Consider the following 15,444-nt stretch of genomic DNA (forward strand, 5'->3'; position numbering starts at 1 on the left):
ACATTCCCGCCTGCGCCTCTATAACACGGTACTTATATTTTTAATGAATTTCCGTAACCCGGAGTGTATTTACCATTCCTTTTTCCTGGATAGGCATCGCAGCAAGGCTTATCATCATATCCCCGGTTTCTACAAAACCTTTTTCTTTGGCAAGCCCGTTAACATCTTCAATGGTTTCATCCGTAGACACATATCTGTCGTAGTAGAATGCTTTCACCCCCCAAAGCAAATTGAGTTGTGCTAGTATCCTTTTGTTAGAAGTAAAGACAAGTATATATGCCTGAGGTCTCCAGGCAGATATCTGGAAAGCGGTATATCCGCTGTTGGTAAGTGTAGATATGACCTTGGCCTGTATCTCATTGGCCATCAGCGCCGCATGGTAGCAAACCGACTTGGTGATATATCTTTTGGTACGTATATGTGGCGGCTCCTGGGGAACCTTAATCAGCGGTGAATGCTCCACACTGTTTATAATGCTGGACATCTTTTCGATAACCTGAACCGGGTAGCTTCCTACGGATGTTTCTCCGGAAAGCATTACGGCATCAGCTCCATCCATAACCGAGTTGGCAACGTCATTTACTTCGGCACGTGTGGGAGTAAGGCTGGTTATCATGCTTTCCATCATTTGTGTAGCAATAATAACCGGTATTCTGGCCTTTTTTGCACGGAGTACAAGCTGTTTCTGGATCAGCGGAACTTCCTGAGCAGGAACCTCCACACCGAGATCTCCGCGGGCAACCATCAAACCATCACAGTTGGCCACTATCTTATCTATATTTTCCACGCCCTCGGGCTTTTCTATTTTCGCAATGATCGGTATTTTTTCATCCGAATGCTTTTTGATAAGTTCCTGCAGATCGAGTAGATCCTGGCTGTCCCTGACAAAAGAAAGAGCTATCCAATCCACGTTGCATTTTATAGCGAAAATAGCATCCTCTATATCTTTCTTCGTAAGAGCTGGCAACGAAACCTTGGTATTGGGCAGATTCACACCTTTTTTTGATTTTAATGCGCCTCCCTGTATAACTTTGGCCTTTACCGTAGTCTTTTTATCCGTACTCAGCACTTCAAACATAAGCTTACCATCGTCCAGAAGAATGAGTTCACCGGGTTTTACATCCTTGGGAAAAGCTTTGTAATTCATATACACCTTCTCCTTGGTACCCTTAAATTCTTCTCCGGTAACGAAGGTTATTTCGTCTCCCTTGTTTACCACAACATCTTCCGCCATGACACCCACCCTGAGTTTCGGCCCCTGCAGGTCTGCCAGGATAGAAGTATTATATCCCATCTCTTCATTCAGCGCACGTATCATCTCAATACGTTCTGCCACATCTTCATAATTGGCGTGGGAAAAGTTAATACGGAACACATCCACTCCCGCTTCTATCATTTCCTTCAGGATTTCCTTCTTGCTTGTAGCGGGGCCTAATGTGGCAACAATTTTTGTTTTTTTTCTGTTTGGCATTATAAAAAAATTAAATTGTGTTTCGATTTTAGTTGGTTTACATCCACCTCATAAGCAGTAGCCACCCGAGGTATTTCGTTTATTTTTCGCACTATTTGTTTGTCTATGTCATAGCCTTCTGCATTATCTATTTTCAGAAAGTAATCTACCTTTTTCATCTCCGGTATAAGATACCTGGTAATGGTCAGTATATCGGACGGAAACAGAGCATTTCCGGCAGACGACACCGTCGTTCTTGTAGCATTGACAATAAGACCCCACACCGTTTCTTCCATCCGGTTCTCCCATTCGTAATATTCGGACAGCATATCGCTTTCATCCGGTTCCTTTCCCGTAATCCTCCTCAATCCGATCTGGAGATGTAAGTTTAAAAAATAGGCCAGCCGATATGCTTCCATCGGGCAATGAACAGCAACTAAAGAACAGGTGGGTTCATAAAAGTCATCTGACAGTTTCAGTGTAGCCATATAATGTTACATGGAAGTGTAAATATAGGATACTATGGGTGATTAGACAACAATAACAAAAGGTTTAATTATAATTTAAAGTACGAAAACGATTTCGTTTACTGCATTTTATCCTGTAATGCATAATATGCTCTTTTCGAAGCCTGCTCTTCCGCCTTCTTCTTGGATGTTGCCCTTCCTTTGGATATCACCTTTCCGTCTATAAACAACTTTACCGAGAAATGTTTGATCGATTCGTTTCCGCTATCTTCATAAACTTCATAGCGAAATGTATTCTTCTTCTTCTGGCACCATTCGATAATAAAACTCTTATAACTTATTATTTTACCTTCCAGTCGTTCTATGTCTACATAGGGTTCTATAACTTTTCGGTAAATAAATTTTTCACAGTATTTATAACCTCTGTCCAGGTATATGGCGCCCAGTAATGCTTCGAACAGATTACCGTGAATATTCTCTCCGAAGCTATCTTTTGATATTTTGGAATCTACATAAGTAATCAGGCTCAGGTCTTTTCCCAGTTCGTTCAGGTGTTCCCTGCTCACCACTTTGGACCGCATCTTAGTGAGATATCCTTCGTCTCCCGAGGGGACTTCTTTGAAGAGATGGTAAGATATGATAGTGCTCAGCATAGTATCGCCCAAGAACTCGAGACGTTCGTAGTTAACAGGATTACCCTGGCTGTCTCTTTTATTGGCAGACCTATGTGTGAACGCTTTCTTGTATATGTCCAGATGCCTGGGATTAAAACCCAGGATTTTCTTAAGTATTAAAAAAAAATTCCCGTCTTCATCGGAGCGGGAATTTAATATGTTCTGAACAATTTTCATTCAATATCGGCCTATACTAATCCAGTCTCTTGAACACTACACAGGCATTATGCCCGCCAAAACCAAAAGTATTACTCATAGCGATCTTGATATCTCTTTCCTGGGCCTTATTAAGGGTAAGGTTGAGTTCCGGAGAGATCTTTTCATCAGGAGTACTGTGGTTTATTGTCGGTGGCACCAGCTTATGCTGAATGGCCAGGATGGAAGCAATAGCTTCTACTGCTCCAGCGGCGCCCAGCAAATGTCCGGTCATGGACTTCGTAGAATTTATATTAATATTTTTGGCATGTTCTCCGAACACTTCGGTAATAGCCTTGAGTTCGGCTACATCTCCCAGAGGTGTTGATGTTCCGTGCGTGTTTATGGCATCCACATCTTCGGGTTTCAATCCGGCGTTCTCCAGGCAGTTTTTCATTACGGCTTTTACTCCTGTTCCGTCCGGATGTGGCGCGGTCATATGATAAGCGTCTGCGGAAAGCCCGCCGCCTATTAATTCCGCATATATTTTAGCGCCACGTGCTTTGGCGTGCTCATACTCTTCGAGGATCAATGCTCCGGCTCCTTCACCGAGAACAAAACCATCCCGGTTCTTATCAAAAGGCCTGGAGGCTGTTTTAGGATCTTCATTACGGGTAGATAACGCATGCATGGCATTAAACCCTCCCATTCCGGCAGCCGCAACCGCCGCTTCGGATCCTCCGGATACAATAACATCGGCATAACCGAGGCGAATGTAGTTGAGAGCATCTATCATGGCATTTGCCGAAGAAGCACATGCCGATACCGTCGTGTAATTAGGCCCCATAAATCCGTGTTTGATAGAAATAAGCCCGGGGGCCATATCCGCTATCATTTTTGGGATAAAGAAAGGATTGAATCTCGGTGTTCCGTCTCCTTTTCCAAAATTCAGCACTTCTTCCTGGAAAGTTTCGAGTCCGCCAATACCGGCACCCCAGACAACACCAACTCTTTCTTTATTGATCTTATCCAGTTCTATCCCCGAATCCGCAATTGCTTCATCCGAAGCCACTATGGCATACTGTGAGAACTTATCCAGTCTTCTCGCTTCTTTCCGGTCTATAAAATCGGTAACGTTGAAATTTTTAACCTCACAAGCAAATTGTGTTTTGAACTTAGAAGCATCAAAATGAGTTATGGGAGCAGCACCGCTCACGCCGTTTCTTAAGCCTTCCCAATATTCCTGCACAGTATTACCTATTGGGGTCAAAGCTCCTAATCCTGTGACAACAACTCGCTTTAGTTTCATTCGAATAAATTTAGTCCATACTGTTTTTAATGTATACGTTACGAACCTCGTTTCCGGAAGATATACCTCCGGGCATTGTTACACCAGTTTCGATAACGACCACTCTATCCGCTTCCCGCCACCGATCGTTCCCATAGCATCATAGACAAGTATGGAACAAAAGAATACGATCTGGGGGAATAACTAGCTTTTCAACCTTGCAAAACTTTACCCGAACGTAAGGAAAAAGAAGGAGATATTTCAGATATCTCCTCTATACCTTACTTCTTTGTCTAGTCCGGGTCCATCAGACATAGCCCGAATACGTGTAGATAATTGAATACAATATATCCTGCACAAAATAGAATGCTTAAACAAAATTAAGCATTCTATCTGTACTCATTGCATATAATATTCTTCCTTATTTTGCTTCTTCGATGTATTTTATAGCCTGCTCTACCGTAGCGATATTTTCTGCCTGGTCATCAGGAATCTGGATATCGAATTCTTTTTCAAACTCCATGATTAATTCCACAGTGTCTAAGGAGTCCGCGCCGAGATCGTTTGTGAAGCTAGCTTCTGGCACAACTTCATTTTCATCAACACCTAATTTGTCTACGATAATCGCTTTTACTCTTGATGCAATGTCTGACATAATCTTTAGTTTTTAAATTTAAATTGTTGGCAAAAATAAAAAACTTTGGTTGAAAACAACATTTAAGTTCCAAAATGTGGCTGTAATTTAATAAAAAATAAGATACCGAATTTACTTTTAATTTCTAATTCTTAATAATTATTCTTTCTTTTGCTCCGATAAACAGGGGCGCGGACGACGATAGTACATGCTGAGAAAAGTCTGGAAAAAACTGTTTTTCCCAACCTTTAACAAACATCCGTTCGCCCCGTAAAAGCAAGTATCGGTGAAAAAAATTGTCATATTCGCTTCGGGCTCCGGCACCAATGCGGAAAATATTATACGTTATTTCTCGGATAGCGAAAATACCCGGGTGGTCCTGGTCCTTTCTAACAAAAGAAATGCAGGAGTACTGGACCGGGCAGACAAATACGATATCGACGCACTTTATTTCAACCGGAAAGCCCTTTATCGTTCCGACATCATCCTAAACCTGCTGGAAAACATCGGGCCGGATCTTATTGTGCTTGCAGGCTTCCTGTGGAAATTTCCAGAAAACATTCTTCGGGCATTCCCGGACAGAGTCATTAACATACACCCGGCATTACTCCCAAAATATGGAGGTAAGGGCATGTATGGGATGAATGTTCACCGGGCGGTAACCGATAACCGGGAAACCGAAAGCGGTATTACTATACATTACGTCAATGAGAACTATGACGAAGGCGCCGTTATTTTTCAGGCCGAAACTGCCATATTATCATCCGACAGCCCTGAAGATGTAGCACATAAAATTCATGAGCTGGAATATAAGCACTTTCCTGAAGTAATCGAAAAGCTTCTGGCAAAGGGATAAAAACATCTAATCATTTTACAACACACTAAACACTTTTACCTGTGAATACTTTTGACGTACATATATATACGGATGGCGCGGCCCGTGGAAATCCCGGTCCGGGCGGCTACGGAATTGTAATGGAATGGGCAGGAAAAAAATATGTCAAGGAATTTTCACAGGGCTTCAAACACACTACCAATAACCGGATGGAACTGCTGGCGGTCATCGTAGCCCTGAAAAAACTGAAACATCCGAATACGAACGTAAAAGTATTTACCGATTCGAAGTATGTTGCTGACGCCGTCGAAAAAAAATGGGTTTTCAACTGGGAACGCAATTACTTTAAAGGAAAGAAAAATGCGGACCTCTGGACAGAATTCCTCAAAGAATACCGCAGGCATAAGGTGCGTTTTCACTGGATAAAAGGCCATAACAACCACCCGCAGAACGAGCGCTGTGATGCCCTTGCCGTGGAAGCATCCAAACAGAGCAAACTGGCTACGGATCGCGGATTTATGGAAGGATAGGATTTTCTCTGAATTTTCCGTTCTGTCAAAGCCAACCTGTTTTTTTAACCGTACCAATAAAAAGACTGGCCGTTTTCTGAAAGCAATAAAATTGCGTAAGTTTGCAAAAAATTTCAGCATGGGCAAACTGTTAGCGGTGGGTAGCATGGCTTTTGATGCTATAGAGACACCTTTTGGTAAAACAGACAAAATTCTCGGCGGCGCAGCTCCCTATATCGGTTTGGCCGCTTCCCAATTCAACATCGACATAGCTATTGTATCTATAGTCGGTGAAGACTTTCCGGAAAAATATTTATCTCTGTTACAAGACAGGAACATTGATATATCGGCCATAGAAATAGTAAAAGGCGGTAAAACCTTTTTCTGGAGTGGCAAATACCATAATGATCTCAACTCCAGGGATACTATTGAAACACAGCTCAACGTACTCGGAGACTTCAACCCTGTTGTTCCGGAAAACTACAAAGATGCGGACGTGGTAATGCTGGGCAACCTGCATCCCAGCACACAACTGGGGGTTATAGAACAAATGGCAAAAAAGCCGAGACTTATTGTTCTGGACACCATGAACTTCTGGATGAACAATACCTGGGAAGAACTCATGCAGGTCATATCCAAAGTAGACGTCATTACGATCAACGACGAAGAAGCCCGCCAGCTTACCAACGAGTATTCCCTGGTAAAAGCAGCACAAAAAATAAAGGAAATGGGACCAGAATACATTGTAATTAAAAAAGGAGAACACGGCGCCCTGTTATTCCACAAAGACAATGTTTTCTTTGCTCCCGCACTTCCGCTGGAAGAAGTCTTTGACCCCACAGGTGCCGGAGACACTTTTGCCGGAGCTTTTTCCGGCTATATTGCCGCGACAGAAGACACCTCTTTCGAAAACATGAAAAATGCCGTGATCTACGGATCTAATCTCGCTTCTTTCTGCGTAGAGAAATTCGGGACGGAACGAATGCAAAAACTATCGAAAAGCGAAATACAGCAGCGCCTCCTGCAGTTTAAAGAATTAACACAGTTCGAAATAGAATTAACATAAATATCGCGCCCTGAATTTTCAGGGCCTTTTTAGTTCATACAAACACAACAACACCGATGAGCGACGCTATTAAACACGAATGCGGTATTGCCGTAATAAGACTCTTGAAACCTCTCGAATACTACAAGGAAAAATACGGTAGTGCATTCTACGGAGTTAACAAGATGTACCTGATGATGGAAAAGCAGCACAATCGCGGACAGGATGGCGCCGGGTTTGCCAGCATAAAACTGGATGTGAATCCCGGAGAAAGATACATAAGCAGGGTACGATCCAATCAGTCGCAACCCATACAGGATATTTTTTCCCAGATAAACAGCCGGATAAACAGCACCCTGAAAGATCATCCGGAATATGAAGATGATGTGCAACTGCAAAAAAAACACATCCCTTACCTCGGCGAACTGCTCCTGGGTCACGTCCGGTACGGTACTTACGGCAAAAACAGCATTGAGAACGTACAGCCTTTACTGCGTCAGAATAACTGGAAACATCGCAACCTTATTGTCGCCGGAAATTTTAATATGACCAACGTCAATGAACTCTTTGACAACCTTATCCGCCTTGGACAACATCCGAAAGAAAAGGCAGATACCATAACAGTTATGGAAAAGATCGGTCACTTCCTGGATGATGCGGTAGCGAAACTCTACAAAGAAATAAAAAACGAAGGTTACAGTAAAATGGAGGCTTCTCCGCTCATCGCGGAAAGGCTCAGTGTAGCCAAGATACTCCGGAAGTCCGCTAAAAACTGGGATGGCGGATATGCCATGGCAGGATTACTGGGTCACGGTGATGCCTTTGTATTGCGCGACCCTGCCGGTATACGTCCCGCATACTACTACCACGATGACGAAATCGTGGTTATCGCGTCGGAACGCCCGGTAATCCAGACCGTGTTTAATGTGCCTTTTGAGAAGGTAGAGGAAATAAACCCGGGACATGCGGTTATTATGAAGGCTGACGGAAAGGTAGCTCACAAAAAAATACTCAATCCGCTGGAACGGAAAGCATGCTCTTTCGAAAGAATATACTTTTCCCGTGGAAGTGATGCGGAAATATACAAGGAACGCAAAGACCTCGGAAGGTTACTGATGCCCAAGGTACTCGATGCCATTGATAAAGACACCACCAATACGGTTTTTTCCTATATACCCAATACTGCAGAAACTTCTTTCTACGGACTGGTAGAAGCCGCCCAGGACGAACTGAACAAAGAAAAGAACAGGCAGATACTGGAAGAAAAAGAAACCCTGACAGACGACCGTCTCACCGAAATATTATCCAGAAGACTGCGGACGGAAAAAATAGCCATTAAAGACGTAAAACTCCGCACTTTCATTACGGAAGACAGCAGCCGGGACGACCTGGTTGCACACGTTTACGACGTTACTTACGGGGTTATAAAACCGGAAGATAACCTGGTGATCATTGACGACAGCATTGTAAGGGGCACTACCCTGAAAAAAAGCATTATCCGGATGATGGACCGTTTGAACCCGAAATCGATCGTTGTAGTATCTTCGGCACCACAAATACGATATCCGGATTGCTACGGCATAGATATGGCAAGGCTGGAAGATCTTGTCGCCTTCCGTGCAGCTCTCGAATTACATAAGGAAAAAGACACTTACGATGTCGTAGAAAAGATATACCGGGAATGCAAGGAACAGGTAGGCTATCCGGATACCGATGTAAAAAATGCGGTACAACAGCTATACGATCCGTTTACCGACGAAGAGGTTTCCGAAAAAATATCACAGCTCCTTTGTACGGATGATATCCGCGCCGAAGTAAAGATCATCTTCCAGTCTGTGGAAAACCTCCACAAGGCATGCCCCGAAAATCTGGGAGACTGGTACTTTACCGGAAACTACCCCACACCCGGTGGTAACCGGGTAGTAAACCGGGCATTTATCAATTTTTACGAGGGCAGCAAAGAGCGCGCTTATTAGCTATAATACACAACCGAAAAATAACTTTTAAATAACGTTCTCTTTATCGGATTTATGTGCAATTCATCGAATTAATTTTACAGGGGAGATTTCCCGACATACATTTGAATCACCATAGCATAAGTAGGTTAAGTTCATGGTAAGATTTGGGGCAAAAAGGTGGAGTTCTACTCCGCCTTTTTTTATGCTTTATATTTACCTGTCCCTTATTTTGGACCCTAAAAAAATCTCATAACTATTCCGCATAAAAAAAGCGGGATCAGAAACCCCGCTTTTCATATCATTATCCCGTTGCCGGTAATTATTTATTGGCTGCGTAAAGCTCAGATACTTTATCCCAGTTTATCACATTAAAAAACGCGGTGATATAATCCGGTCTCCTGTTCTGATAGTTCAGGTAATACGCATGCTCCCATACATCCAGTCCAAGAATAGGAGTTCCGCCACAACCTATTTCGGGCATTAACGGGTTATCCTGGTTCGCAGAAGAACAAACTTCCACTTTACCTCCTTTATGTACACAAAGCCAGGCCCATCCGGAACCAAATCGTGTAGCGGCCGCTTTCGAAAACGCATCTTTAAAAGCATCGAAAGAACCAAAGGCAGCATCTATTGCCGCAGCAAGTTCTCCGGAAGGAGCTCCTCCTCCGTTAGGAGACATGGTCTGCCAGAACAGGCTGTGGTTATAAAACCCGCCGCCGTTATTCCGGACAGCCGCATTTCCCATATCCAATCCGGCAAGGATATCTTCGATAGATTTCCCTTCCAGATTTGTTCCCTCTATCGCTTTATTCAGGTTTGCAGTGTACCCGTTATGGTGTTTCGTATGATGTATCTCCATTGTACGTGCATCAATATGAGGCTCTAAAGCGTCATAAGCATACGGTAATTTCGGTAATTCAAAAGCCATGATATCAAATTTTAAATTATTAGTTAATACTTGTAAGTAACAAATTTAAGTATAAACTTAAACAATCCATAATAATAAATAGTAAAGAACTCATAAAGATTGCTTATTTTGCCATAGAAATCACGTATCGGGTAAACCGGTGATTTTTACCCGGAAAAAAGGAAAAAGTAACTTAAAGTTCGTTTAAATTGAAGTCGCAAATGATCTCTTTGTTTTCCTTTCAGGCCACCGCCATAAAACCATAACTACAATTATTACGATTTGTCCACAACTACATTTCAAATATACAATGCATCCGCAGGCTCCGGGAAGACCTTTACCCTGGTCCGGGAATATCTGAAACTGTTACTCGCATCCGATTATCCGGATACGTATAAACAAATACTTGCCATTACCTTTACCAACAAGGCTGTAAATGAAATGAAAGAGCGGGTGATAAACAGTCTCCGGGAAATGGCATCCGAAAATATCCTGTCTTCACCAACCGATATGTTTGACCAGCTCCGGGAAGAGTTGAACATTGACGCCCCCACCCTGCACCTGAGAGCAAAGAAAGTATTGAAAAGGATATTGCACAATTACGCCTTTTTCGATATAGCAACCATTGACAAGTTCAATCACCGCCTGTTGCGGGCCTTTGCCCACGACCTTCACCTGCCCGTAAATTTTGAAGTAGCCATAGACACCGTTTCCTTGCTTAATGAAGCGGTAGACAGACTTGTATATAAAGCCGGGGAAGATGAACTGCTAACCAGGATACTCGTAGATTTCGCCCTGGAAAAAGCCGATGACGACAAAAGCTGGGACATAAGCCTGGACCTGAAAAAAATTGCAAAGCTCCTCTTAGAGGAAAACCATTACGAACACATCCGGGAAATGGAGAACAAAAACCTGGCCGACCTGAAAGACCTGGCCTCTCTCCTGAAAAAACAGATACGGGAAGAGGAAAAGCAACTAGCCGGAAATGCAGGGACATTCTTCACGATAATGGAAACCAACGGGCTGGTCCCCGAAGACTTCACCCGGAATTCCATCCCCAATTTTTTCCGGAAAGCAGAAGATAATGCGTTAAAAAGTATAGATTTCCAAAAGAAAAAATGGCAGGAAGAAATACTTTCGGCACCACTTTACACCAAAGCTACGGAAAAGAAAAACCCGGAAAAGACAAGTATTATAGATCAATTGCAACCGGAGATAGCGTCTCTTTTTGAAAATACAAGAACACTGTTTTTCCACACCCAGTTTTTACGGAATTTCCGGAGTAAGCTCATTCCGCTCTCCCTGTTAAATGCCATCAACCAGGAACTAAACTATATTAAAGAATCTGAAAACCTGATGCCTATTTCCGAATTCAACCGTATCCTGGCGGGGGTAATCAAGGATCAGCCTGCGCCATTTATCTATGAGCGCCTTGGAGAAAAGTACCGGCATTATTTTATAGATGAGTTTCAGGACACTTCCGAAATGCAGTGGAAAAACCTCCAGCCACTTATCGGCAATGCTCTTGAAGGGGAATCGATTACCGGAAAAAGAGGCACCCTCCTCCTGGTAGGAGATGCCAAACAGGCCATTTATCGCTGGCGCGGTGGTAAAGCCGAGCAGTTCATAAAATTGTACAACGAAGAGGAAACACCTTTCCAGGTAAAACCAAAGGTGGAACCTCTCCCTGTAAATTACCGTAGTTTTGACGAGGTCATCCGGTTTAACAACCGCTTTTTCCGGCATACCGCAGCACATTTGTCTTTCCCCGAATACAGGGACCTGTATGAGAACAAAAGCCATCAGGAGGTCAATTCCAAGAAAGGCGGACTGGTAAATATCTCTTTCCTGGACAAAGAAAGCCAGGACATCCGCAAAGAGTACTGCGAAATAACCTTACAAAAAATAACTACACTCAAGCAACAGGGATACGCACTGAACGACATCTGCATCCTTACGCGAAAAAAAGACCAGGGAGCACTACTGGCAGGTCATTTACAGGAAAACAGCATTCCGGTTATTTCATCGGAATCCCTTTTACTCAAAAACCATCCGAAAATACGGTTTCTCATTCATTTGATGCATTACTTTCTGCAGCCCGAAAACAGGGAAATCCGCCTGCTGCTGCTCATCTTCCTGGCCGAAAAAGAAAATGTGGAAGACAAACATCACTACCTCTGCTCCGGCCTGAAAGACATGTACCCGGTATGGAATGCAGGGAACTTTTCCCCCGATATTTTTTTACAACGCTCCCTGTACGATGCCATACAATATGCCATATCCAGCTTTAACCTGAACGATCCTTCCGATGCTTACCTGCAATATTTCCTGGATATTGTCCTGGAGCAGGTAAATCGTCATCACGCCGGCCCTGCCGAATTCCTGAGCCATTGGGAAAAGAAAAAAGATACTCTTGGCATCGTGGCCCCCGAGGGTATTGATGCCATTCAGATCATGACCATTCACAAATCCAAAGGACTTCAGTTCCCGGTAGTGATCTTCCCTTTTGCCGAGACCAATATATACGAGGACCGCGACCCGCTTGTCTGGTTCCCGGTAAACAAGGACACCTTTGGCATACCCTATGCCCTGATCTCCAAAAATAAAGATCTGGAGCACCTCGGTGAATACGGTGCGGAGATGGTAGCCGAATACGACGCCAAACTGGAACTGGATAGTTTTAACATCCTTTACGTAGCCCTTACCCGGGCAATAGAACAACTCCATATTATCGGTAAGACGGACACGGATAAAAGCGGCAAAGAAAATACCAGGTCTTTTTCCGGCCTGTTCATCCATTTTCTGAAAGCGGAAGGGTACTGGGAAGATGGTAAAGCGATTTATAACTTCCCTTCCGGCGAAGACCCCGGCAGATTACAAAAACACACACCGGCGCTATCTTTGCCGGAAACACCGTATATCCCATATGTTTCCAACATTTCGGAAAGACAAAAATTCCGTATTATCACCAGGTCCGGCTCCCTGTGGAGCGCCGGCCTTGACAAAGCCATTGAAACCGGGAACATATACCACTCTCTCCTGGCCCGGATACGATATACAACCGATGTGGAAAATGTAGTCCGCGAAGCAGTAACGAGCGGCACTATTCCTCCTGCGGAGGAAACAAAATTCCTGGAACAATTACAAACGGTCACCACGCACCAGCAGATCGGCAAATACTTTACTCCCGTTTACACCATATTCAACGAAAAAGACATCTTTACGGTGCGGGGAGAAACCCTGCGCCCGGACAGGATAGCGATCGATGAAAAAGGCAACGCCACCATCCTGGACTACAAAACAGGAAGTTATGACAAAAAGCACGAACAACAACTACAACAATACCAGGACATCCTTGCGGAAATGGGCTATACCGTCACCGAAGCATTTCTCGTGTTTATAGACGACGAGATCCGTATCTACTCCGTACAGGGATAAACACGTCAATCCACAAAATACTTCCATATTACAAACGCCTTTATGATTCCGGGAGACTGTTTGAGTTTTATCTCCCGCGACCATAAAACACATTCCCCGAAATAAAAAATGAAATTATCCTGGGACCTATTCTTATTCCCGGTGTATAATTAACAAATCCCCCCGGAAGATTTTTTCGAAAATTGGTTTACACAAAAGGGGATTACTAATAAAACTGGCCTGAACAGGCCGGTACTGTCGTTTATTTTTGGGGTAATCCGGTATGAGAATACCGGGTGGTAAACACAGTGCTCATGAGGGTCGTCCGGATATTTCGGACGGCCTTCTTTTTTTCAGAGAGCAACAGGAGAAAATTTGTGCAATGCCCGCACCGGCAACATTAAAAACATGGAGAATCCCGTTCCCCAGGTCAACTCCCTCGGAGGGATAGTTATCCGGACCAGGCATAAAGCTCACCAGGGTAAACGCATTGCATAAGGGAAGACAGATGAAGGGGATGAGACACCGGGAGACAAAGTGACAAGGAGACGAGGGGTGTTGGTGATTGGTTGTTATTGATGAAGATTGCCCTTCGACTGCGCTAGGAACCTGATAAAGATTGAAGCTATTGGGTTCTAAGTTTGGGAGTCCCGATATATCGGGATGGAGTTTTGTAGGGAAGGTTTCCCGTTTCAATTCTCTAACTAACCAACTCCGTACTAATCAACAACCCGGAAACTGGCAAACCGGTAACCGGCAACAAACCTTAAACATAGAATTACGCAATTATGATGCGTTTGCCCTGTAAATCTCACTTAGTGAGTCCACATGTCTCTGAACATTTATTTACCTTTGTTGCTAAACACAAACAGATTAATATGTACGGAAAAATAAAACAGCACCTGCAACAGGAATTACAAGACATTAAAGATAATGGCTTATATAAAAAAGAACGTATTATCACTTCTCCGCAGGATGCGGTCATAAAGATATCTACCGGTGAAGAGGTTATTAATTTCTGTGCCAATAACTACCTGGGGCTTTCCTCCCATCCGGAAGTAATCCAGGCTGCAAAGGACACACTGGACACACACGGCTTCGGAATGTCGTCGGTAAGGTTTATCTGTGGCACACAGGATATCCACAAAGAACTCGAAAAGAAGATCGCCGATTTTTACGGCACGGAAGACACTATTTTATACGCTGCGGCATTTGATGCAAACGGTGGCGTATTCGAACCCCTCCTTTCTGCCGAAGACGCCATTATCTCCGATTCGCTGAACCACGCTTCTATTATAGACGGCGTACGCTTGTGCAAGGCTATGCGCTACAGGTATGAGAACAACAATATGGAGGATCTGGAAGCCAAGTTAAAACAGGCAAACGAAGACGGAGCGAGGTTTAAGGTCGTGGTTACCGATGGTGTTTTTTCCATGGATGGCCTGGTAGCCCCGTTGGATAAGATTACTGCCCTGGCCGAAAAATACGATGCCATGGTAATGATTGACGAATGCCATGCTGCCGGATTTATAGGAGAAACCGGGCGCGGGACTCCTGAAGAAAAAGGCGTCATGGGTAAAATAGATATTATCACCGGGACCCTGGGCAAGGCACTGGGCGGGGCTATGGGCGGATACACTACGGGTAAAAAAGAGATCATCGAAATACTCCGCCAACGGTCCAGGCCTTATTTATTTTCCAATTCCCTTGCCCCTTCTATTGTTGGCGCTTCCATCAAAGTTTTTGAGATGCTCTCCGAAAACACCGAACTCCGGGACAAACTGGAAGAAAACACCCGTTATTTCAAAAAAGGAATGAAAGAAGCCGGTTTTGATATTATAGACGGCGACTCTGCCATTGTCCCCGTAATGCTTTACGACGCCAAACTATCCCAGGTGATGGCGGATAAACTCCTGGAAAAAGGGATTTACGTTATCGGATTCTTCTATCCGGTAGTTCCTAAAGGAAAAGCAAGAATAAGAGTACAATTGTCGGCCGCACACGAAAAACAACATTTAGACAAGGCCATTCAGGCTTTTACGGAAGTAGGTAAGGAATTAAATGTTATTTAAAACCGTTGTATTTTCTTAATAAAAACAAAAAATTTACTATATTTATCTTTGTT

12 protein-coding genes are annotated in these 15,444 nt (G+C 43.7%); 6 read left to right on the plus strand and 6 right to left on the minus strand.

The genetic code is table 11. The features are described 5' to 3' along the window. Positions 1-40 precede the first annotated feature (40 nt). From pyk to ACVBDU_RS14035, 5 genes are all read right to left on the minus strand, one after another. Positions 41-1,471, minus strand: a complete 1,431-nt coding sequence (gene pyk / locus ACVBDU_RS14015; protein ID WP_447180360.1) for a pyruvate kinase — start codon at positions 1,469-1,471, stop codon at positions 41-43. Further along, positions 1,471-1,938, minus strand: coding sequence for an IPExxxVDY family protein (locus tag ACVBDU_RS14020; protein ID WP_447180361.1), 468 nt, complete (start codon positions 1,936-1,938; stop codon positions 1,471-1,473). The genes pyk and ACVBDU_RS14020 overlap by 1 nt, the downstream gene beginning before the upstream one ends. A gap of 98 nt (positions 1,939-2,036) precedes the next feature. Continuing rightward, positions 2,037-2,768 carry a ribonuclease III gene (gene rnc / locus ACVBDU_RS14025; RefSeq protein ID WP_447180362.1) on the minus strand — a complete coding sequence of 244 codons (732 nt, stop codon included), beginning with the start codon at positions 2,766-2,768 and terminating at the stop codon, positions 2,037-2,039. Positions 2,769-2,784: 16 nt separating this feature from the next. Further along, entirely contained in the window at positions 2,785-4,035 is a 1,251-nt protein-coding gene (fabF, locus tag ACVBDU_RS14030) for a beta-ketoacyl-ACP synthase II (protein WP_447180363.1), read from the minus strand. Positions 4,036-4,435: 400 nt separating this feature from the next. After that, positions 4,436-4,669: an acyl carrier protein gene (locus ACVBDU_RS14035; RefSeq protein ID WP_072316774.1), complete on the minus strand. Its 234-nt coding sequence runs from the start codon at positions 4,667-4,669 to the stop codon at positions 4,436-4,438. 265 nt (positions 4,670-4,934) lie between these two features. Between ACVBDU_RS14035 and purN the strand changes: the two genes are divergently transcribed. From purN to ACVBDU_RS14055, 4 genes are all read left to right on the plus strand, one after another. Continuing rightward, positions 4,935-5,504, plus strand: coding sequence for a phosphoribosylglycinamide formyltransferase (gene purN / locus ACVBDU_RS14040; RefSeq protein WP_447180364.1), 570 nt, complete (start codon positions 4,935-4,937; stop codon positions 5,502-5,504). Positions 5,505-5,545: 41 nt separating this feature from the next. Further along, positions 5,546-6,013 carry a ribonuclease HI gene (gene rnhA, locus ACVBDU_RS14045; protein WP_447180365.1) on the plus strand — a complete coding sequence of 156 codons (468 nt, stop codon included), beginning with the start codon at positions 5,546-5,548 and terminating at the stop codon, positions 6,011-6,013. Positions 6,014-6,131: 118 nt separating this feature from the next. Further along, a complete protein-coding gene (locus ACVBDU_RS14050; RefSeq protein WP_447180366.1) occupies positions 6,132-7,058 on the plus strand; it encodes a PfkB family carbohydrate kinase in 927 nt (308 codons plus the stop codon). 56 nt (positions 7,059-7,114) lie between these two features. Next, on the plus strand, positions 7,115-9,013 hold the full coding sequence (locus ACVBDU_RS14055) for an amidophosphoribosyltransferase (RefSeq protein ID WP_447180367.1): 1,899 nt from the start codon (positions 7,115-7,117) through the stop codon (positions 9,011-9,013). Positions 9,014-9,314: 301 nt separating this feature from the next. On the opposite strand, the gene ACVBDU_RS14060 is transcribed toward ACVBDU_RS14055, so the two are convergent. Beyond that, positions 9,315-9,923 carry a superoxide dismutase gene (locus ACVBDU_RS14060; protein WP_447180368.1) on the minus strand — a complete coding sequence of 203 codons (609 nt, stop codon included), beginning with the start codon at positions 9,921-9,923 and terminating at the stop codon, positions 9,315-9,317. Between the two features lie 261 nt (positions 9,924-10,184). Between ACVBDU_RS14060 and ACVBDU_RS14065 the strand changes: the two genes are divergently transcribed. Both ACVBDU_RS14065 and kbl read left to right on the plus strand, forming a co-directional pair. Beyond that, the gene (locus tag ACVBDU_RS14065) at positions 10,185-13,340 is read left to right on the plus strand and encodes a UvrD-helicase domain-containing protein (RefSeq protein WP_447180369.1); all 3,156 of its coding nucleotides are present in this window, start codon (positions 10,185-10,187) and stop codon (positions 13,338-13,340) included. A gap of 857 nt (positions 13,341-14,197) precedes the next feature. Next, positions 14,198-15,391: a glycine C-acetyltransferase gene (gene kbl, locus ACVBDU_RS14070; protein ID WP_447180370.1), complete on the plus strand. Its 1,194-nt coding sequence runs from the start codon at positions 14,198-14,200 to the stop codon at positions 15,389-15,391. Positions 15,392-15,444: the final 53 nt, after the last annotated feature.

The sequence above is a fragment of the Sinomicrobium endophyticum genome (assembly GCF_052983315.1).

Bases quoted from the DNA above. Each gene is read 5' to 3' on its own strand.
- kbl (WP_447180370.1), top strand. From the start codon at position 14,198: ATGTACGGAAAAATAAAACAGCACCTGCAACAGGAATTACAAGACATT.
- fabF (WP_447180363.1), bottom strand. From the start codon at position 4,035: ATGAAACTAAAGCGAGTTGTTGTCACAGGATTAGGAGCTTTGACCCCA.
- ACVBDU_RS14020 (WP_447180361.1), bottom strand. From the start codon at position 1,938: ATGGCTACACTGAAACTGTCAGATGACTTTTATGAACCCACCTGTTCT.
- pyk (WP_447180360.1), bottom strand. From the start codon at position 1,471: ATGCCAAACAGAAAAAAAACAAAAATTGTTGCCACATTAGGCCCCGCT.
- ACVBDU_RS14060 (WP_447180368.1), bottom strand. From the start codon at position 9,923: ATGGCTTTTGAATTACCGAAATTACCGTATGCTTATGACGCTTTAGAG.
- rnc (WP_447180362.1), bottom strand. From the start codon at position 2,768: ATGAAAATTGTTCAGAACATATTAAATTCCCGCTCCGATGAAGACGGG.
- ACVBDU_RS14035 (WP_072316774.1), bottom strand. From the start codon at position 4,669: ATGTCAGACATTGCATCAAGAGTAAAAGCGATTATCGTAGACAAATTA.
- ACVBDU_RS14050 (WP_447180366.1), top strand. From the start codon at position 6,132: ATGGGCAAACTGTTAGCGGTGGGTAGCATGGCTTTTGATGCTATAGAG.
- ACVBDU_RS14055 (WP_447180367.1), top strand. From the start codon at position 7,115: ATGAGCGACGCTATTAAACACGAATGCGGTATTGCCGTAATAAGACTC.